The sequence below is a fragment of the Bartonella sp. AA81SXKL genome (assembly GCF_042196945.1).
Classification (GTDB): Bacteria; Pseudomonadota; Alphaproteobacteria; order Rhizobiales; family Rhizobiaceae; genus Bartonella.
Genome location: NZ_JBHIRH010000005.1, coordinates 102,944 through 122,720, shown reverse-complemented (window position 1 = coordinate 122,720; position 19,777 = coordinate 102,944). Strand labels below are relative to the sequence as shown.

The window sequence follows — 19,777 nt, the reverse complement described above, 5'->3', positions numbered from 1 at the left end:
TTGCCATCCTGCCCTGCAATGACAGTGGTGTCACCTCCCGATTTTATCGAAGAGCCAACGGCATGAGAGGCTTGCATGTCCACTTTCGTGTTTTTGGTGCGAAGATGATACTCCATCTCATCGTTTCTTACCCCTATTGTTACCTCCCCTTGGGCGCCAAGAGCAACATTACTCTTGGCATCTATATCGGAAGCAGCCATATGGATATCTTTTCCAGAGAGAACAGTGGTCTCTTTTCCAGAACTTAGATGAGAGCCATTGTGCACCGCGACATGAAAGGTTTGATCCCCGCGATGGCTATTGGCACTGTTGCGTGTGGCATCAATCGAAACATTCCTCTCAGCTTGTAAGGAAAGATTATCCGTTGCTTGAACATCAGAGCCTAGAATATTCAAATCTTGTCCAGAGAGAAGTGGGCTTGATGTACTTTGAAAAATATTTTTTTAAAACAAATGTGTGAATACACAACAACAAGTGTATTCCGTTTAGGGCGTTCTGTTTTGCATGAGGAGTATGATCCCATTAAAAAATGCAATAAACAAAAATGTAAGACAATGCATCATCTTCATTTTCATTATTTAAAAGACATTACTCTAAATGCTTTTGAAAACCGTAAAGCTAAATTAAAAGAAGATGATAAAGTTGGAAACTAGTTTTTCTTTTTGTAACTTTATATTCTTCTCCAATGAGGCTGTATTCCCGTTTCAGAACTTACTCCAACAGATATACGCAATACGCTCGCTCTAATCTGGCATATAAAAGTAAACTAAAGTTCATCACTGATTATGATCTTGTCCTATTTCTGAGATTAATTAAATACTTTTCACTTAAGCGTAAAATGATAGCCGTAATATAAGATTTTATGTAATAAGTAGTTATAAAATCGATGCATACTACTAATTCGCCTTTTATAATATAAAACTTTTTTTAAGCCTTATAATACAAAATGATACCAATAAAAATTAAGGGATTAAGAGAGATAAAATAGAGAGCTAATAAAATAAAGGCCCCGTTAAACGAGGCCTTAGTATTTTTTGTGCTGATAATTTCATTTTTTCGAAATTAGAATTTGTAAGCGACACCTACACGGAAGTCATTGGTTTTGTAGTTGAATTCACGTGTATCGTTTGCGAATTTCTTTTTACCAAAATCGGAGTAACGGTATTCTGCACGTAAAAGAACGTTGTCTGTCATTGCAAAGTCAACACCGCCACCAATAGTGAAACCAACCATTGTCTTCGTGTCATCAGCCCAAGTACCACCAGTCAAATCTACATTTTGTTTAACTGGTGGGTTTTCCACCACATCAGCATTCTGCTCAACCTTAGCTCTCTCTCCTTTTCCTGTAACTGATTGAATGCCCTGTACCTGCGCATAGGCAATACCACCAGCAACATAAGGCATAATACGGTCAACAGCAGCAAAACCGATACGAACGCGTGTAGCACCAGACCATTTTTCTTTGTAGCTGTGCTTTTCCGTTACCTTGTCACCTATTTCAAACCGTTGCTGATCTTTTAATTCAACCTTAGCTTTTTCAAGGGCATTATTAAAATCTGCTGCATTTTTTTCAGTAAGAGTCAATTCACGGGCTGTTTTTGATTCTTCACGGTCTGCCCAAACTGCATCGGTTTCAACACCGAGAATGAGACCATTTCCAAGGTCTACGTTAGATCCGGCATAAATCCCACCCATGAAACCAGAAGGACTAGGTGTATTATCTTTTTTGAAAAGTTCTTCATCTTCTCCTGGAATAGTTACTTTAGTTTTACTCGAAAAGTTACCAACTTGACCACCAAGATAAAAGCCTGTCCAAGAAAATGAAGGGGCTGCTGCGATAACTGCTGGGGCTGTTTCACGAGGGATGATAATATCAGCAGCTTGTGCTGCAGAAGCTGAAATTAAAGCGGCAATAGAAGTTGCTATTAAAGATTTTGTATTCATAATTTTGCTCCTAAATTAACTATCAAACGACCTTACAAGATTACAGATAGAAAAGCTGTAGTAAAAATATCACAATCATACAAATAAAACCCCAGAAAACAGCGGTTTTTTAAAAGTCAATATCTTTTGGAAATTTAATTTTTTATTAATACTTTTTATTCATAATTGCACTTTTGATGAAATTAGAACTTGTAAGCGATACTTACACGAAAGTCATTGCTTTTGTAGACTAGTTTAAGATAATCCTTTTTAAATTCCTTCTTAGCAAAGTCTAAGTAACAGTATTCCGCACGAAGCAGAATATGATCTGTCATCGCGAAATCTATACCACCACCAAGGATAAAACCCTCCATCGTTTTTGTTTTATCAAATACTGTAGCAGAAACTCTTTACTTGGCTTACCCATTTTCCCAACTTTTTTGTTCCTGAAACTTTACCAACACCTTGTATTTGCGCATAAGCAATACCACCAGCCACATAAGGCATAATGCTGTCAGCGACAGAAAAACCAACACGAACCCGTGTTGCACCAGACCATTTTCTTTGAAACCAATGCGATACACTGCTGTGTCACCCTTTTGAAACTTTTCATTTTCATCCAATGTGACACCAGCATCTTTAAATTTATCATTAAAATCATCAATCACAAGAATCTTTGAGACCGTCTTCGTCTCTCCTCGGTCTGCCCAGACTGCATCGGTTTCAACACCTAGAATGAGAACATTTCCAAGATCTACGTTGGAACCTAAATAAATACCACCGATGAAACCGGAAGGCATAGGTAGTGCATCTTTATCTAAAGTTTTTTCTTTTGTCTCAAAATCAAATACATAAACTTTGACTTGAAAAGTTGCCAACTTAACTACCAAGATAAAAACCTGTCTAAGAACACGAAAGAGCTGTGATAACTGTTGGAGCTGTTTTACGAGGAATGACAATATCAGCAGCTTGTGCCGCAGAAGCTGTAGTCATAGCGATAACAAAAGTTGTTACTAAAGATTTTATATTCGTAAACTTTGCTCCTCATTTATTTACGAGCACAGTATTATACGACTACAAAAAAAACGCTGTAGTAAAATGATACAATCATAGGAAACGAAAGCTGACGCAAGATAAAGTCATTTCATAACTTCACGTTTCATAAGAATTTTCATAAGAAATTGTAAGTTACAAGTATGTGTAAATTATTGATTTTATGGCATAATTGTTATCTGTCATTTATAAAAATCTTTTTAAGAAAATCTAAATAATATCTTTTACTCCCCTAATAAATATAGGGTATGTGATAATATAACAACAGAAAAGAATAGAGGCCCTGTCTTTGACAGAGCCTCTTGGAAGTTTATTTCGTTGTTTACGAAATTAGAATTTGTAAGCAACACCTACACGGAAATCATTGGTTTTGTATGCTAATTTATCCCCGTCCTTTACAAATGCTTTTTTACCATAGTCTGAGTAACGATATTCTGCACGCAATAGAACATTGTCTGTCATTGCAAAATCAATACCACCACCTACAGTGAAGCCAACCATTGTTTTCGTTTCATCAAACACTTTAGCAGAAGCAATTTCGGCACCATCAGCTGTCGCTGCCTTAAGAGAATCAACCACTTGCAGCTGCGTATAAGCAATACCACCAGCAACATAAGGCATAATGCGATCAACGGCTGCAAAACCAACACGAACGCGTGTTGCACCAGACCATTTTTCTTTTATAGAGGTGCTATCTATACGTTTGTCATCCTTCGTGACATTATCAATACTTTTTCCTGAAACAAATGTAGCTTTCGCTACTGTAAGCTTATCTTTGAAACTGTCAAGGCCTGCTTCCCCAATGACTGCTGAATGCGCTTTTGAATCTTCGCGGTCAGCCCAGACTGCATCGGTTTCAACACCTAGAATGAGGCCATTTCCAAGATCTACGTTAGAACCTACATAAATACCACCCATAAAACCGGAAGGCTTAGGTGTCCAGTCTTTATCTGTAATTTTCTTTTTTGTTTCTGAATCAACTACATCAACTTTACCTGAAAAGTTACCAACTTGACCACCGATATAAAAGCCTGTCCAAGAAAATGAAGGGGCTGAGATAACTGCTGGGGCTGTTTCACGAGGGATGATAACATCAGCAGCTTGTGCTGCAGAAGCTGCTGCTATAGCGATAACAGAAGTTGTTACTAAAGATTTTATATTCATAAACTTTGCTCCTAATTTATTTATGAGCACAGTGCTACAAGATTACAGAAAGAAAAGCTGTAGTAAAAATGATACAGTCACAGAAAATGGAGGGCACATCCCAGACAAAATCGCTTCATAGCTTGATTTTGTACGAAAAACCTAAAGATATATATATATATAACTTATTGATTTTTAAATGTAATTCTTGTTTATTGTCTATGATTTTTTTAAGAAAACCTGAATAATATCTTTTCATATCCACAATAAATTATGTATTGTGTGATAATATGGCAACAGAAAATAACAGAGGCGCTGTTAAAGACGGCGCCTCTGTTATTTAACTTATCATCTGTTAAAATTTGTAAGCAACACCAACTCGGAAATCATTGGTTTTGTAAGATGTCTCATATTTATCATTTGAGAATTTCTTTTTACCAAAATCAGAGTAACGATATTCCGCACGGACAATAACGTTATTGGTCATTGCTAAATCAACACCAGCACCCAGAGTGTAACCAACAAGGGTCTTTGTTTCATCAGACAAGGTACCAGAAGCTATTACTTTATCTGAATCTTTGCCTGTTATTGAAATCGATGCAGTATCTTGAAGCTGCGTATAGGCGATACCACCAGCAACATAAGGCATAATGCGTTCAGCTGCAAAACCAATACGTACACGTGTCGCACCAGCCCACTTTTCTTTAAACGTGAAACTGTGGGTTCGTTTAGCACCAGCTTCAAGCGCATCTTTACCAATATTAATTCCAGATTCTGTTAATATCTTCTTAATATAATTTATGTGATTTGGAGCAATAACATATGTGTTTCCTGTCTTCGTATCATCTTTATTAGACCACATGATATCTGTATCAACACCTAGAATAAGGCCATTACCAAGATCAACGTTGGAACCTGCATAAAGACCACCCATGAAACCAGATAGTTTAGGCAAAAGGTCATCAGGCACTGGAATCTTTTTTCCATTACTGAGAATATCCATTTTCGTTTTACCCGAAAAACCACCAATCTGGCCCCCAACATAAAAACCTGTCCAAGAAAAAGTTGGAGCAACAATAACGGGAGCAACAGGTGTTGGACTTGGGGGAACAATAACATCTGCTGCTTGTGCTGCTGAAGCTGAAACAAAAGCGAAAGCAGAAGCTGTTATTAACCATTTCATATTCATATTTTCTCTCCATAGCTGAATATTTATTTGAACACACCATTTCATATAGAGCCCCATCTTCAGATATCTGTAGCAAAAATGATACACTTATAAAAAAAACAAAAAGCCAATCAAAGTACCCTTAATTGCTTGATCTGTAATAAATGAGAATAAAACTATGCCCATGCACAAATGATCTCTTTTTCTCACATTTGCTCTCCTTTATAAATTTTGTAAAAAAACTGCGTCACAATACCCTCCGTGTAAAGCGTGTGCTATTGGAATGAAAATACAATATATTGATTTATAATGAAAAAATATTTTTTATATTAATTCGTCTGCAATATTGAAGATGTTCTTATCTTAAGCCTTTTTATATTAAAGAAACCAAAACCATCCCCCTGCACCTCACAAACGAGCAAGTGTGTGAATAGCTCTTTGATTGTTTTTTCTTCATTGTAAAGAATGCTTATACCGCATAAAACAAGATCTCCACTACCCCATGGACTGCAACAAGATTACATGCAATTTCATTACACTTGCTCTTTGTTTTTAATTTAGGCATTTATGCCTTTTTGACATACTTACCATTTTTTTCTTCTCTCAACCTTATAGTAAATCTTTTCAGAGCTTCAGCCTTATTTGTAGGATATCATTTCATACTCCTTTACAAGACTAAATTGAAAAAAATGCCTAAAGACAGACAACCGGTATGATAAACATTAAAACTTATATAGAAATCTCCTTAAAGCTGAAAAAACGAGAAATCTTTCTTAAAGTTTTCACACCACACCTTGCTTTAAAAATCATGAATTTGGCAGAAAAAATATCTGATATTTTGAATCATAGACAAATGAATATTTTATAAACTGTAGTCGAAGCATACCATCAAAGATCAAAAGTTTAACATTTTTGTTGCTTCACTCGATTTTGATGAAGTATCCTCTCAGATCCTCTCTGCAAACAGCTTAGTTTCTTGTCAAGAGGATTTTTCTTAACTCCTTACTTATGTGATTCACTTAACTAAAGGCTCTCTGGACAAGCCCTACTCTAAAAACACTTATCAAGGAGTTTTATATGCGCTGTATAGTCACGCTTAAAATGACAGTATTTACAGTATAACAGCGTAACCCAAAATCGGGAGGTTATATTTATCCAAACCCATGAATTTTGTAACGAGCGATTGCCATTATACAGAGTATTCTTGCACCGAAATCCACCTCCCCATATCTTTTCCAAATAGTACTCTTCACCCCCTCCGTACACAATTATAATACCCTTTGCGAACAACTGCTCCTCCACTTTTCAAATGATAAAAAATATCTCCTCTCTTCAATTCCCGATCATACGTTAGACCTCTTGATGTTGTTTTCTTACTTTTTAATAACTCATTGGACTTCGTCTAAATAAATCTGGTCGTCTTCCTTTCCTTAATCCTTTTTTAGGCTTTTGAAATCTTTTTTTACCAGAATATGATACAGGTACTAACTCAGCTGCTGTTATGCATTGGTTGTTATGCGTGCAAGAAAGTTCCATTTGAACAACTTCAGAGAAGATCTTGCTCAACTGTTCACTAGAAAAAAGATCTCTAGGAGGAACAAGAGAAGGTATACCCTCTATTAACTTTTGAGAAGACAAGAAAGAAGCACCCTGAGCTACAGAGATTGAAGCAAACGTAGCAAAAGCCGTAATAAAATATTTTATGTTCATAAATTTAACCTCGTATAAATATCCATAATGGATTTTATCTAGTGTCTTCATTGCAAATTTCCAGAAAAAATAGCATGTTTATAGATAAAAAGTGAGAATCCTCAAAAAACAAGGCTTTGAAGCATTTTAATTTTAAAATAAATGCAAATTGCCCCACTTTACAAACATAGAAATCACTTGTTTGGCAATGCATAAAAGCACAAAATATCGTCTGGGGAGAATAAACTACACAAATGTCATATCAACATATTGATTTATAAATCCCCCCTATTGAATGAGCGCTCTCAGTATCATAAGATTATCTTATTTTAAATTCGCTCATTATACATTAAGCAAAATTATTCGCTTACATGTCATAAATGAGGTTGATATATGGATAAGACTCTTGAAAAAAGGAGTTTTATCTTATAAAGTCATTTAAACGCAAAAGTTACTATAACATTTTAACTTGGTAAAAGCATATTCCTTGCTAACTTGTTTCTAGGTCACTTTCTAGGTGTCGTTCTTTGCATTGTTCAGTATAATCGTGGTTATCTTTATATATTAATCATATAATATATTGATTTATAATGATAATATAGCGTTATCCATATTAAATTAGAACTCCGAATACCATAAAACCCTTTCATTCCAAATCTTCCTCATGTTGAATCAACCAAAACCATTTGTTTGTACATTACAAGTGGGGAAGCCTATGTGGAGTGAAACTGTACAATAAAGGACTAAAAATGCCTTTTATGAAACGTCTCCAGTGCCAAGGGTTGTCGCAAAATTGGGTGTTGGCAAAATGTGTGATAGTAGCGGCTTGTTAACTCTATAAGCGTAAGATGGTAGTGTTCAATAGATTTTATATTGGTATTGGAGGCTTTATCGTTATATCTTTTATGAGCACCGCCGTAAAATGAACTTGGGTGTCTGTTTCTTTACAAAAAGTACATGAATTAGCAACACAAATATATTCCGTTTAGGGCGTTCTGTTTTACATGAAGAACGTAAATCCATTAAAAAAGCATGAGGCAATGCGTAATCTCTATTATTTAACAGACATCGCTTTAAATACTTTTGAAAGTCGTAAAGCAGAATTAAAAATGATGGTAAAGATGAGAGGATAAAATGCCCATAATGTACAAGCATTTTGTCCTCTCACATCAATAATTAACTCCATTTAAAAGCCAATTTTAAAGTTAGCTATGCGCAAAAATATCAACTTCCGCCCATCCTAAAAGATCAAGCCTAGCTCTCATAGGCAAAAATTGAAAGCATGCCTTGGCAACATTTTCTCGCTCTTCACGTCTTAAACGTTCTTCAAATATAACCTTTAAACGATGCAAATATAACACATCCGACGCAGCATATTCAATTTGTGCCTGTGATAACGTTTCTGCCGCCCAATCCGAAGATTGTTGCTGTTTAGAAATATTCACATTCAGCAATTCATTACAAATTTCTTTCAAGCCATGACGATCCGTATAAGTGCGCGTGAGTTTCGAAGCAATCTTTGTACAAAAAATAGCCTCTGGCATAACACCAAATGTATGTGCTAAAATAGCAAGATCAAAACGCCCAAAATGGAATATTTTTACGACTGCTTTATCTTCAAGAAGCTTGACCAAATTAGGTGCATTCTTTTGTCCTTTAGCAATCTGTATAATATCAGCAGTACCATCTCCAGAAGAAAGCTGAACAACGCATAAACGATCACGATGGGGTTGTAATCCTAAAGTTTCAGTATCAATCGCAACAGCATCAGTTTGATAATTATCTAAGTTTGGTAAATCACCTTGATGAACGCGAATCTCAGCCATTTACCCTCCTACTTGCTAAAGCAGCAAGAATACGCGCCCAAGACCGCTGCCCCTTATGAAACGATTTTAAATTATACTTTTCATTAGGAGAATGAATACGGTCATCAGCCAGTCCAAAACCAACCAAAAGAGTTTCCATACCAAGAATTGACCGAAAATCTGCTACAATTGGGATCGAGCCCCCCATGGCTGTCAAGACAGCAGGCACTTCCCACTCTTGTGATAAGGCATCCTTCGCCTCCTTGATAAAAGATGAATCATCAGAAATCTGAAGTGCCGGAGAAGAACCGTGATTCTTAAATTCAACCTTACAATCAGCAGGAATTGAGCTACGTACATAATCACGCAACGCTTGGCGTATTTTCTCTGGATCTTGCTTATGCACCAAACGACACGATACTTTTGCACTCGCTTGAGAAGCAATAACTGTTTTCATCCCTTCCCCTTCATAGCCGCCACTAATACCATTAATTTCCATGGTAGGACGTGCCCATACAAGCTCTAAAATGCTCCGCCCTTTTTCACCAGCTGGAACGGAAAGTCCTATAGGACCAAGAAAATTTTCAGCAGTACAATTAAGTGCATTCCATGATTGTAAAATCTGTGGAGGTGTTTCTTCTACGCCATCATAAAAACCAGGAAGTGTTGCCCTATTATTTTCATCGTGAAGTCCTGCTAAGATTTTCGTTAAAATACGAATGGGGTTAGCTGCTACTCCTCCAAAATAACCAGAATGCAAATCACGATTCGCTGCTGTGATAATAATCTCTTCTGCCATAATTCCCCGAAGAGAAAGAGCAATAGATGGTGTATCCGCATCCCACATTGACGTGTCACAAACTAATGCATAATCTGCCTTAAGTTCATCTGTATTTGCTTTTAAAAAAGGAATAAGGGAAGGAGAAGCACATTCTTCTTCTCCCTCAAATAAAACAGTAACTTTAATAGGAAGCTGCCCTGTTTCTTTCTTAAATGCACGACATGCTTCAATAAAAGTCATCAACTGACCTTTGTCATCTGAAGCTCCACGAGCACAAATAACTTTCTCTCCATCTCTCTCTTTTAAAGAAGGCGTAAATGGATCATCCTCCCATAAACTCAATGGATCAACAGGTTGAACATCATAATGTCCGTAAAACAACACATGCAAACAATCATCTGAAGGTCCTGGATGATGCCCAACAACCATTGGATGCCCCGGCGTATCACGGCGTGAAGCCTCAAAACCGATGCTTTTTAAATCCTCCACTAACCAATCAGCTGCTTTACGACATGCATCCTTGTAAGCCGAGTCTGTAGAAATCGATTGAAAACGTAAAAGAGAAAAAAGGCGTTCAAGGCTCTTCTCTATATTTCCATCAAGATGTGTTAGTACTTTATTCAGCATAAAAAAACCTTTCAAGCCTTGTGTAATTATATTATAGATGCGATGACTTTAAGCCTCTTGTAAGATTTTGCAAGACACCTTATTCATTTTTGACATTGTGAGCAGTAAAAACTTGAACGTCCAGCCTGTAAAATGCGCATAATAGGCGCTCCACATTCCAAACATTGCTTGCCTTCTCGTCCATAAACTGAAAAAGTATGCTGAAAATAACCAAGCGAACCATCTATATGCATATAATCACGTAAAGAAGAGCCACCAGACAAAATGGCTTCAGAAATCACATTGCATATATTTTGTGCTAAAGAATCTGCAAATTCACGTGCACGTGCCGTTTTTGATGCCAATGTAAATGCACCACGTTGTGGAGACAAACGACTCCGCCAAAGTGCTTCGCAAACATAAATATTCCCAAGACCTGCAACAATAGACTGATCAAGTAAAACACCCTTGAGAGACATTTTTTTATTAACAAAAGCCTTTTGTAAATAACGACCAGAAAACGAATTACTCATAGGTTCAAGACCTAGCTTATTTAAAAGTGGATGTTCATAAAGCTTATCCGTATCGACTAAAAGCATAAACCCAAAGCGACGCACATCATTATAAATAAGACGATAAACGTCACCATTCTTTGTCTGAATCTCCATGACAAAATGATCATGTTTAACTAATTTACTTGACGCTAAACAAGCTTTTCTTAAAAAATCATTCTCTATACGCCATGAACCAGACATTCCTAAATGGCTTAAAATCGTTTCATCCTGAGAAAGATGAAATAATAAATATTTCGCACGCCGGCCAAGTTCTATAATTGTTCTGCCAATAAGGCGCTCAGAAAAAGCCTCAGGAAAAGGAAAGCGCAAATCTCTACGATTAAGTTTGACAGATACTATCTTTGCATCAGTTACAACGGACTCAAGTCCACGACGAACTGTCTCTACTTCAGGAAGCTCAGGCATTACTCTTCTTTAATAATTATACACTTTCCAATCGTATCTCTGATAAATTGACTTCTTCCCACCCCTCAAAGAACGAAGACTTCCTCTACATCTACTAAACAAATTCTTGATGAGTGGATTTTACTTGGATTCCTACTCATGTGAGTCATTTAACTAAAGGCTTTATGGCCAAACCCTGCCTTGAATATATACCACACACTCTAAAATACTTAACGTATCAATGAGGCTTACATCCCACCCCACCTCAAATGACCGTGTTTTATGGTAACAAAATTAAGCCCATTCACCCTTACGAAATACAGGAACTCTTACACCATCTTGGGTAATGCCATCTATGTCAATTTCACCAGAACCAATCATCCAGTCAATATGAATGACACTTTTATTCCCACCACGTGCTGCAATCTCTTCTGACGTCAATGATGCCCCATCTAAAAAGCATTTGGAATAACACTGCCCTAAAGCAATATGACATGCAGCATTTTCATCAAATAAGGTATTATAAAAAAGGAGGCCACTCTTAGAAATTGGTGAAGAATGGGGCACAAGGGCAACTTCGCCCAACCGGCTTGCACCCTCATCACTTTGCAAAACCTGCTGTAAAACTTCTTGGCCTGTTGATGCACGAGCCTCAACAATACGCCCTGCTTCAAAACGTACTTCAATATTATCAACCAGAGTTCCTTGATAGGAAAGGGGCTTTGTTGAGCGAACGAAACCTTCAACCTTATGAGCATGAGGAGTCGTGAAAACTTCTTCTGTCGGAATATTCGGATTGCAAATAACACCATTTTGAGCAACGGATGCACCACCATGCCATTCATGATCATCTGCCAAACCAACAGTTAAATCAGTCCCTGGCCCTGTAAAGTGTAAGGCAGAAAAACGCTGCTCATTAAGCCAAGATGATCGTTTCTTTAAATTCTCGTTATGGACAGTCCACGCCTGCACCGGATCTTCTCCTGTAACACGTGAAGCAGAAAAAATTGCATCGGCTAATTTTTTAATCGCCTCATTAAGTGGTAAAGAAGGAAACATTGCCTCAGCCCATCCTGCTGTTGGATAAGCAACAATCGACCAATTCGTAGCAAAATTTGATATTTGCTTGAGTGCCGGCTGGTAAGCTATTGAAGTGGCTTTATTTAAACGTGAAACCTTATCAAAATCCTGATTGGAAAGGAGCAAAGGATTATCACCAACAATCGCTAAACGCGCTGCCCCATTTTCAAAAGCCTTTGCCATTCCCTCATAAAGCCAAGAAGGGGCACAATCAAAACTAGTTGTATGGGCATTTTCAAACCGTGTAAGAGATAACATATCATCACTAAAAATTGGTGTAATGACACCAGCACCAACCTTATAAGCATGATATGCAATACGCCGAACAAAAGGTAACGCTGAAACTGGAGCAGTTAAAACAAGATCCTGCCCCTCTTGTAAATTCAACCCCACTTTCACTGTAATTTCTGCAAGACGATTAAGCATTTCAGGCGAAATTGTCTCATGAATATCAAAGTACATTACCAATACCCTTCTTTAAATAGAATGCGTTCTTTATGTCGTCATATTATAAATTGTTTTTCAGATCCTTTGAGTTCGCTTTCTCTACGTATATTTATGCGTATAATTATCGCTAAAATTCACTTAATTCATAAACCGCAATGGGTATATCATCCTTCTTTGGTCATGAAAAACTTACTAGTTCCTGTGTCGTTTTTCTAACATTGCAACAATTGCATTTAACTGATCAGATGAAGGTAAAGCCATAATCGTTTTATTTTCCTCTTTCCTAGCTAGATGTTGAGGTGCATAGGCAGGAATAGGAACTTTATCAAGCTGTACCATAGCAAAAGGAGCAGGATGTGCCGTCTTGGACTGTGCTACTTCTGTCAAAGGAGATGTACTTTTCTCTGCCTTTACTCCCCTACTCTCTAAGCCTTCATCTATAAAGCTTGGCGCATGACCAGAACGTTCTTGAGCAAAAGCATAAGCAACATCATAAGGGCGATTATTTGTAGGAACTTGAAGTTCTCCATCACGTGATCGTTTTTCATAAAAAGCATTTCCCCCTGCAACCTGAACATAATGCATGTTTTTATACGGAAAAGACAAACCAGCGGTATGAAAAAACTTAGCGTGTTTAACTTTCTTATCTCGTTCACCCCGTAAAACGGCATCAGCCGCCTCTCTTACACGAGCAACAGATGCTTTCTCCGTCATAGGACGCGTTAAAACACCAGGAGCAAATTGCCTATATTGACCAACAACACCACAAATCGTCTTAGGATAGGCGGTTGAATTAACACGATTCATAACAACCGTTCCAACGGCAATCATTCCTTCACGGCTTGTGCGATTTGATTCAAAATACATCGCTCGCATAAGACATTGACGCTCTGTCAATGGATATGTAACCGTTTTTGTCTTATTATTATCTACTTTTCCAGCATCTAAATAACTTGAAGCACATCCCACAACAACTAACGGCGCTACACAACAGGTAACAAAAACATTCCAACGATTTTTTTTCATCTTATGCAACACATTCCTATAATCTCTGAGATATTCAAGTCTTGAAATGAGCTTTAAATGTATCTCTCAATAAAGTACATAGCTAATTGTTACCACTCAGTAAAATTTTAATACAAGAGGTAATCAAAAAGTATCTATGCAAAATAAAAAATAAAAAACTATTAATTTGCGGATCGATATTGTTATTCTTCATGGCTCAATATAGGCTATAATAACCCACACGTTTCAATTACAATAAAGTAACACTATCCACTTCTTCTACATACGAAAAAATAATACAGATATCCCCTTTAATATAAAATTTTAATAAAATGATCTGAAAGGAAATCCCCTAGAAAACTCCCCTCCTGCCACAATACGAGTGATGATATCATCCAATATACAAATATGTCAAACCAAGAGTTAACAATCTGCCATGCTTCTCTGAAAAAACTCTTTGTTGCTTCTTTGTGCTTTTCCATAGATGGTTATCTTATTCTTTCTATAGCTGCACTATAAGAGAATACTCATATATCTACAAACTGATTTTATATATATAAGAGAAATTTTAATCTATTTTCTTCTCACCTACCCCAACTTTATAAGTAAGGTCATCGCGAGGACGATCAGAGGACATATGGTAACCCGTTATGATATAATGCAGCATTTCAGCAATATTAGTAACATGATCACCAATTCGTTCAATATTCTTTAAACAAAACAGTAAGTGCGTACAAACCGTAATATTGCGCATATCTTCCATCATATACGTCAAAAGTTCACGAAAAAGAGAAGTATACAAAGCATCAATCTTCTCATCACGCTCACGCACCGCGTCAACACGCTCTAATAGGCGACTCGTATAAGCATTTAAGACTTCTTTTAATTGATTGAGTGCTAAAGCTGTAATTGTTTCAAGCCCATGATAAACAGAAGCAGATTGACGTATTTCTGAAAGTGCAACAGTCCTTTTAGCAATGTTTTTTGCCATATCCCCAATCCGTTCAAGATCAGAAGAAATACGAATGGCTCCAATAATTTCACGCAAATCGACAGCCATCGGTTGGCGTTTGCAAATAATAGCAACCGCTTTTTCATCAATGTCACGTTCTGCTTCATCTAAAAACACATCATCGGCAATCACTGTCGTTGCAAGTTGAAGATCACTACACACAACCGATGCGACAGAACGTTCAATCATCCTTTCTGCATGGCTCCCCATTTCTGTAATCCTTACTCTTAAATATTTTAGTTCTGCATCATAAGAACGGACAGTATGTTTCATAGACATATCTTACACTCCTCAATTCACCTATCCAAAACGCCCCGTAATATAATCTTGCGTCCGTTGCTCTTTTGGTGAGGTAAAGATCATTTCAGTCGCACCAACTTCTACCAAATGCCCTAAATGAAACATAGCCGTATATTGAGAAACACGTGCGGCCTGTTGCATGGAATGCGTTACGATAACAATTGTATAATTTTGCCGTAACGCATCGATAAGCTCTTCAATCCGTGCTGTCGCAATGGGATCAAGAGCTGAACATGGCTCATCCATCAAAATAACTTCAGGACTAACCGCAATAGCACGTGCAATACACAAACGCTGTTGTTGTCCCCCTGATAAACTTGTTCCAAGATCATGAAGGCGGTCTTTTACTTCTTCAAACAAACCTGCCTGCCTCAAACTCTTTTCAACGACATCATGCAATTCAGAGCGTGTTTTAACTAAACCATGAATGCGTGGACCATACGCAACATTCTCAAATATAGATTTTGGAAAAGGGCTGGGCTTTTGAAAAACCATTCCAACACGAGCGCGCAATTCTACAACATCAATCCGTGTGTCATAAATATTCTCCCCATCTAAGGTAATAAGACCAGTTGTTTTAGCGCCTTCAATTGTATCATTCATACGGTTAAAACAACGCAAAAAAGTTGACTTTCCGCATCCTGATGGACCAATCAAAGCAGTTACTTGATGTTCAGGAATATCAAGTGTAATACCGTGGAGTGCTTCTTTATCTCCGTAAGAAACCTTCACATCCTGACCGCGCATTTTAATCTTCATTACAAAAATTCACCTTACAAAAATCTTATCAAAGCTGTTGTTTTATTAAAATTACTGGCGGCGTTCAAATCGTCGACGTAAAAAAACCGCAGAAATATTCATGATCGCAAGAAAAATCATCAATACAATAATAGCACCTGATGTCTTTTCAACAAAAGCACGCTCTGCTTCACCCGCCCACATAAAAATTTGAACAGGCAAAGCCGTTGCTGGATCCATGGGGGTCGTAGGAATATTAACAACAAAAGCAACCATTCCAATCAAAAGCAAAGGAGCTGTTTCACCCAAAGCCTGAGCGACTCCAATAATTGTGCCTGTCAAAATGCCAGGCGCAGCTAAAGGAACAACATGATGAAAAATCATTTGTGTTTTTGATGCTCCCAACCCCAAAGCTGCTGCACGAATAGAGAGAGGAACAGCACGCAGAGCAGAACGTGTTGCAATAATGATCGTGGGAAGAGTCATGAGCGCTAAAACAAGACCACCAACAAAAGAGGCTGAACGTGGTAATCCTAAAAAATTAACAAAAAAAGAGAGTCCTAAAAGACCAAACACAATTGAAGGAACAGCTGCAAGATTATTGATATTAACCTCTATAAAATCTGTAAATTTATTTTTGCGTGCATATTCTTCTAAATAAAGAGCCGTTGCTATACCTATTGGAAGTGAAACTAATAAAACGATGCCTATCATATAAAGAGAACCAATGATCGCAACACCTAATCCCGCAGTCTCAGGACGACTTGAAGCGCCAAATGTAAAAAAACCAATATTAAATGTTTTATAAAGCGTACCATCATGCGCTAAACGCTTTATCCATTCTATTTGTCGATTAGAAACTTTACGGTTTTTTTCTGCTACACGCAAATCAATCTGTCCCTTATAAGCAGAATCAATATCCGCAGATGCCAAAACTTTAACTTTTTGCATTGTGCCAATCAGTTTTGGATTTTTTGTCACCATTTCACGCAGTTGAACACGGACACCATTCGAAAACATACGGTTAACGTCTCGAAGAGAGGCTCGATCATTTTGATTGATATTAAGTTTCTTTGCTAAAGCATTGCGTACAAGAAGTGGATAATTCGCCGTCATGAGCACTTGTGGTTTTGTTTTACGTTGACCACTTGGATCAATGATCTTTTCATCCAAATAAATCGACAATGTCATTTCACTTTGAAAAAAAGCTGTATAACCCTGACTAATGATAGACCATAAAAGCGCAAATAAAAAAAACAAACCAATAAAAATGGCAATCAAACCATAGGCACGAAAACGACGTTCAGCCCAATACCGACGATTGAGACTAATATTGCGACGAGGAAAAAAATCTTCATTCATTCATATTGTTCCCGATATTTACGCACAATATAAAGAGCTAGAATATTCATCAAAAGTGTCATAACAAAGAGCGTCATCCCTAAGGCAAAAGCCACCAGAGTTTGTGGAGAATTAAACTCAAAATCACCGGTCAATTGATTAACAATCTTAACAGTCATCGTAGTCATTGCTTCAAAAGGATTGAGTGTTAAGTTTGCTGCAACACCTGCCGCCAAAACCACAATCATTGTTTCTCCAATTGCACGCGATGCCGTCAACAAAATGGCCCCCATAATCCCTGGAAGCGCTGCTGGTATAACAACTTTTTTAATTGTTTCAGATTGCGTTGCGCCTAAACCATAAGAACCTTCACGTAAAATGCGTGGAACAGCCGTAATAACATCATCCGATAAAGAGGAAACAAAAGGTATCAACATAATTCCCATCACAACTCCAGCGGTCAAAACACTTTGTGCCATAATAAAACTAACCCCGTCTGAGAGAGAAGCAGAAAGATCACGTAAAAATGGTCCCACAACCTTCAAAGCAAAAAAGCCATAAACAATCGTTGGAATGCCAGCAAGAACTTCTAACAATGGTTTTACAATTGCTCGCAATCGCGCAGAAGCATACTCCGCCATATAAAGAGCTGAAAATAGTCCTATAGGTACAGCAAAAAGCATGGCAACAAATGCAATATAAAGCGTACCAGCAAGAAGCGGTATTAAACCAAATTGTCCTACTTCATCGCTGGAACCGCTCGCGGAAAAACGCGGATCCCAAACTGTTCCTAAAAAGAAATTTGAAAAGGATACAGACTGAAAAAAGCTTACTGTCTGAAAAAGCATAGAAAGCGCAATGGCTATTGTTGTCAAGACTGCAACAATAGATGCACAAATCAATCCAATAATAATAAAAGATTCAACCTTATTACGCGCACGTTGATGAGGCGCAATTTGCATCATTCCACAAATAAAACCAAAGGACGCAATAGCAAAAAGGAAAACATAACCTATAAATTTAAGCTTTTCAGAAGAAAATACCCACGACTGTGCTATTTTGAACACATCATCTGATGCTTCATCGGGTAAAATCAATCCCTTCGCGAGTAATTGTGCCTGCACTTCCTTATAGGAAGCGGTAGAAAGATTCCCCTCAAAACGATGAATCTTTTTGACGAGACTTCGAAGTGTCTCCCAAAGTAGATCGTGATTTACAGACTCTGTTACATGCGCACTATACGCCCCCAGCTCTCGAGAAGCATTATATTCTAAATAAATTGTACTCCCAGCATCCCAAACAATTAAAAAAATAAAAGCTGGAATAACAGTAATCAAAAATGTCCACCAGCCATAATAATACGCACGAGAATGCATTTTATGTTGTCTGTATTCAAGAATGCGTGCTCGCATATAAGAAATACAAAAGCCACAAAATCCAAAAATCAATAATAGCAAAACAATGAAGGAAATGCGCATTTTATCTTTCAGTTTTTATAAAAAAATAGCACCCAAATTTCCTATCTCAGAAATCCAACAAATTTTCCCTGCAAATTATTTCAATGTCATTACTCGACCAGCAGAAAAATCAGAACGCTGTGCTTGACGTTCCTTTTCAGGAGAAACAATCAAACCATATTCAGCCAAAGGACCCTCTGGACCAATCATTTGATCAGAAAGAAAAAAATCAACATACTCTCGCAAACCTGAAATAATACCTAAATGTGCTTTCTTAATATAGAAAAAAAGCGGACGAGAAACTGGATATTGTCCACTAGAAATCGTCTCAACTGTTGGCGCAAAACCGTTAATATCGGCAACCTTTAGCCTATCAGCATTATTTTGATAAAACGACAAACCAAAAATACCAACCCCTGTTTTATTAGAAGTTAGACGCGCAAATGTTTCAGAATAATCACCATCAATATCAACCGCTTTTCCATCCTTACGTACCGCAATACAAGCAGTGTGTATCTCCTTATCATCCATTCCTAAAGACTTCATCACCTCAACTGCCCCACTCTCTTTACACCCCTTAGTAAGTAATTTTTCCTCAAAAACTTCACGTGTCCCATGCTTCTCTCCAGGAATATACGCTGCTATCGTCCAATCAGGAAGAGCACTATTAACTGCACTCCATTTCAAAACATTATTCGGTTGCAACTTTCCGTCTATAATAATTCGAGCAGCAAGGGCTTTATAAACATCTACTGGCTGTAATTTCCAATCAGGCCCCTTAATATCAGTTGCAAAAACAATGCCATCATACCCAATACGTATTTCCTCAACATCTTTTACACCAGCATCAAAACAAGACTGTAATTCACTCGGTTTCATTGCTCGCGAAGCATTAACAATATCAACAGTGTTCTCCCCAATACCACGGCAGAATTCCTTAATACCAGCTCCTGTTCCTCCCGATTCGATAACAGGAACCTTAAAATGGGGATAAATTTCTCCAAATGTTTCAGCAACAATCTTTTGATAAGGTAAAACTGTAGATGAACCAGTAATCTGTATTTGATCGCGCGCATTGCCTCCATTTGCTGACAGCAGTAGCGCAAAAATCAATCCCACTCCAATTGATAATACTTTGTTCATCTATAAACTCCCTAAAAATTGAAAACAAAGCCTCTTAATTTATATCATACGGTCATTCTAGTTCACATTTGCAACATAACAAATATAAAAAACAACATGGATCATTTTTTTAAAACCATGTTTTTGT

At 37.4% G+C, this 19,777-nt stretch carries 18 protein-coding genes and 1 pseudogene; 2 read left to right on the top strand and 17 right to left on the bottom strand.

Going from position 1 to position 19,777, the window contains the following annotated elements:
• Positions 1–422 (bottom strand): annotated as a pseudogene (locus tag ACFINZ_RS04530) (hemagglutinin repeat-containing protein); the annotation flags it as partial.
• A 6-nt stretch (positions 423–428) separates the two neighbouring features.
• On the opposite strand from ACFINZ_RS04530, the gene ACFINZ_RS04525 reads away from it, so the two are divergent.
• Positions 429–653: a hypothetical protein gene (locus tag ACFINZ_RS04525; RefSeq protein ID WP_375618013.1), complete on the top strand. Its 225-nt coding sequence runs from the start codon at positions 429–431 to the stop codon at positions 651–653.
• 409 nt (positions 654–1,062) lie between these two features.
• Here ACFINZ_RS04525 and ACFINZ_RS04520 read toward each other — a convergent pair whose 3' ends face one another.
• The 6 genes from ACFINZ_RS04520 to ACFINZ_RS04495 form a co-directional block, all read right to left on the bottom strand.
• Positions 1,063–1,944 (bottom strand): outer membrane protein, encoded by an 882-nt coding sequence (locus tag ACFINZ_RS04520; protein WP_375684034.1) that lies wholly within the window; start codon positions 1,942–1,944, stop codon positions 1,063–1,065.
• Positions 1,945–2,126: 182 nt separating this feature from the next.
• A complete protein-coding gene (locus tag ACFINZ_RS04515; RefSeq protein ID WP_375634570.1) occupies positions 2,127–2,297 on the bottom strand; it encodes an outer membrane protein in 171 nt (56 codons plus the stop codon).
• 45 nt (positions 2,298–2,342) lie between these two features.
• Entirely contained in the window at positions 2,343–2,813 is a 471-nt protein-coding gene (locus ACFINZ_RS04510; RefSeq protein ID WP_375634016.1) for a porin, read from the bottom strand.
• A gap of 493 nt (positions 2,814–3,306) precedes the next feature.
• Positions 3,307–4,140, bottom strand: a complete 834-nt coding sequence (locus tag ACFINZ_RS04505; protein WP_375655152.1) for a porin — start codon at positions 4,138–4,140, stop codon at positions 3,307–3,309.
• 334 nt (positions 4,141–4,474) lie between these two features.
• Positions 4,475–5,308, bottom strand: a complete 834-nt coding sequence (locus ACFINZ_RS04500; RefSeq protein ID WP_375655151.1) for an outer membrane protein — start codon at positions 5,306–5,308, stop codon at positions 4,475–4,477.
• A 1,359-nt stretch (positions 5,309–6,667) separates the two neighbouring features.
• Positions 6,668–7,048, bottom strand: a complete 381-nt coding sequence (locus ACFINZ_RS04495) for a hypothetical protein (RefSeq protein ID WP_375634013.1) — start codon at positions 7,046–7,048, stop codon at positions 6,668–6,670.
• 932 nt (positions 7,049–7,980) lie between these two features.
• On the opposite strand from ACFINZ_RS04495, the gene ACFINZ_RS04490 reads away from it, so the two are divergent.
• Complete coding sequence (locus tag ACFINZ_RS04490) at positions 7,981–8,109, top strand: hypothetical protein (RefSeq protein WP_375634011.1); 129 nt, start codon at positions 7,981–7,983, stop codon at positions 8,107–8,109.
• A gap of 72 nt (positions 8,110–8,181) precedes the next feature.
• Here the strand turns inward: ACFINZ_RS04490 and ACFINZ_RS04485 are convergent, their stop codons facing one another.
• The 10 genes from ACFINZ_RS04485 to ACFINZ_RS04440 form a co-directional block, all read right to left on the bottom strand.
• A complete protein-coding gene (locus ACFINZ_RS04485; protein ID WP_375618019.1) occupies positions 8,182–8,802 on the bottom strand; it encodes a ribonuclease D in 621 nt (206 codons plus the stop codon).
• Positions 8,795–10,189 carry a M20/M25/M40 family metallo-hydrolase gene (locus tag ACFINZ_RS04480; protein ID WP_375611787.1) on the bottom strand — a complete coding sequence of 465 codons (1,395 nt, stop codon included), beginning with the start codon at positions 10,187–10,189 and terminating at the stop codon, positions 8,795–8,797. Before ACFINZ_RS04480 ends, ACFINZ_RS04485 begins: the two co-directional genes overlap by 8 nt.
• Before the next feature lie 83 nt (positions 10,190–10,272).
• Positions 10,273–11,148: a bifunctional DNA-formamidopyrimidine glycosylase/DNA-(apurinic or apyrimidinic site) lyase gene (mutM, locus tag ACFINZ_RS04475; RefSeq protein ID WP_375634008.1), complete on the bottom strand. Its 876-nt coding sequence runs from the start codon at positions 11,146–11,148 to the stop codon at positions 10,273–10,275.
• A 273-nt stretch (positions 11,149–11,421) separates the two neighbouring features.
• Positions 11,422–12,669 carry an aminopeptidase gene (locus ACFINZ_RS04470; RefSeq protein WP_375701186.1) on the bottom strand — a complete coding sequence of 416 codons (1,248 nt, stop codon included), beginning with the start codon at positions 12,667–12,669 and terminating at the stop codon, positions 11,422–11,424.
• A gap of 177 nt (positions 12,670–12,846) precedes the next feature.
• A complete protein-coding gene (locus ACFINZ_RS04465) occupies positions 12,847–13,680 on the bottom strand; it encodes a cell wall hydrolase (protein WP_375634006.1) in 834 nt (277 codons plus the stop codon).
• A 547-nt stretch (positions 13,681–14,227) separates the two neighbouring features.
• Entirely contained in the window at positions 14,228–14,950 is a 723-nt protein-coding gene (gene phoU / locus ACFINZ_RS04460; RefSeq protein ID WP_375634004.1) for a phosphate signaling complex protein PhoU, read from the bottom strand.
• Positions 14,951–14,971: 21 nt separating this feature from the next.
• Positions 14,972–15,730 (bottom strand): phosphate ABC transporter ATP-binding protein PstB, encoded by a 759-nt coding sequence (gene pstB, locus ACFINZ_RS04455; protein ID WP_375611792.1) that lies wholly within the window; start codon positions 15,728–15,730, stop codon positions 14,972–14,974.
• 51 nt (positions 15,731–15,781) lie between these two features.
• A complete protein-coding gene (gene pstA, locus ACFINZ_RS04450) occupies positions 15,782–17,071 on the bottom strand; it encodes a phosphate ABC transporter permease PstA (RefSeq protein ID WP_375634578.1) in 1,290 nt (429 codons plus the stop codon).
• Positions 17,068–18,528 (bottom strand): phosphate ABC transporter permease subunit PstC, encoded by a 1,461-nt coding sequence (gene pstC / locus ACFINZ_RS04445; RefSeq protein WP_375684035.1) that lies wholly within the window; start codon positions 18,526–18,528, stop codon positions 17,068–17,070. The genes pstA and pstC overlap by 4 nt, the downstream gene beginning before the upstream one ends.
• Positions 18,529–18,603: 75 nt before the next feature.
• Positions 18,604–19,650, bottom strand: coding sequence for a substrate-binding domain-containing protein (locus ACFINZ_RS04440; RefSeq protein ID WP_375627631.1), 1,047 nt, complete (start codon positions 19,648–19,650; stop codon positions 18,604–18,606).
• Positions 19,651–19,777: the final 127 nt, after the last annotated feature.

Bases quoted from the DNA above. Each gene is read 5' to 3' on its own strand.
- ACFINZ_RS04515 (WP_375634570.1), bottom strand. From the start codon at position 2,297: ATGGAGGGTTTTATCCTTGGTGGTGGTATAGATTTCGCGATGACAGAT.
- ACFINZ_RS04465 (WP_375634006.1), bottom strand. From the start codon at position 13,680: ATGAAAAAAAATCGTTGGAATGTTTTTGTTACCTGTTGTGTAGCGCCG.
- ACFINZ_RS04520 (WP_375684034.1), bottom strand. From the start codon at position 1,944: ATGAATACAAAATCTTTAATAGCAACTTCTATTGCCGCTTTAATTTCA.
- ACFINZ_RS04470 (WP_375701186.1), bottom strand. From the start codon at position 12,669: ATGTACTTTGATATTCATGAGACAATTTCGCCTGAAATGCTTAATCGT.
- ACFINZ_RS04485 (WP_375618019.1), bottom strand. From the start codon at position 8,802: ATGGCTGAGATTCGCGTTCATCAAGGTGATTTACCAAACTTAGATAAT.
- phoU (WP_375634004.1), bottom strand. From the start codon at position 14,950: ATGTCTATGAAACATACTGTCCGTTCTTATGATGCAGAACTAAAATAT.
- ACFINZ_RS04480 (WP_375611787.1), bottom strand. From the start codon at position 10,189: ATGCTGAATAAAGTACTAACACATCTTGATGGAAATATAGAGAAGAGC.
- ACFINZ_RS04500 (WP_375655151.1), bottom strand. From the start codon at position 5,308: ATGAATATGAAATGGTTAATAACAGCTTCTGCTTTCGCTTTTGTTTCA.
- ACFINZ_RS04490 (WP_375634011.1), top strand. From the start codon at position 7,981: ATGAAGAACGTAAATCCATTAAAAAAGCATGAGGCAATGCGTAATCTC.
- ACFINZ_RS04505 (WP_375655152.1), bottom strand. From the start codon at position 4,140: ATGAATATAAAATCTTTAGTAACAACTTCTGTTATCGCTATAGCAGCA.
- ACFINZ_RS04495 (WP_375634013.1), bottom strand. From the start codon at position 7,048: ATGAAGACACTAGATAAAATCCATTATGGATATTTATACGAGGTTAAA.
- pstB (WP_375611792.1), bottom strand. From the start codon at position 15,730: ATGAAGATTAAAATGCGCGGTCAGGATGTGAAGGTTTCTTACGGAGAT.
- ACFINZ_RS04440 (WP_375627631.1), bottom strand. From the start codon at position 19,650: ATGAACAAAGTATTATCAATTGGAGTGGGATTGATTTTTGCGCTACTG.
- mutM (WP_375634008.1), bottom strand. From the start codon at position 11,148: ATGCCTGAGCTTCCTGAAGTAGAGACAGTTCGTCGTGGACTTGAGTCC.
- pstA (WP_375634578.1), bottom strand. From the start codon at position 17,071: ATGAATGAAGATTTTTTTCCTCGTCGCAATATTAGTCTCAATCGTCGG.
- pstC (WP_375684035.1), bottom strand. From the start codon at position 18,528: ATGCGCATTTCCTTCATTGTTTTGCTATTATTGATTTTTGGATTTTGT.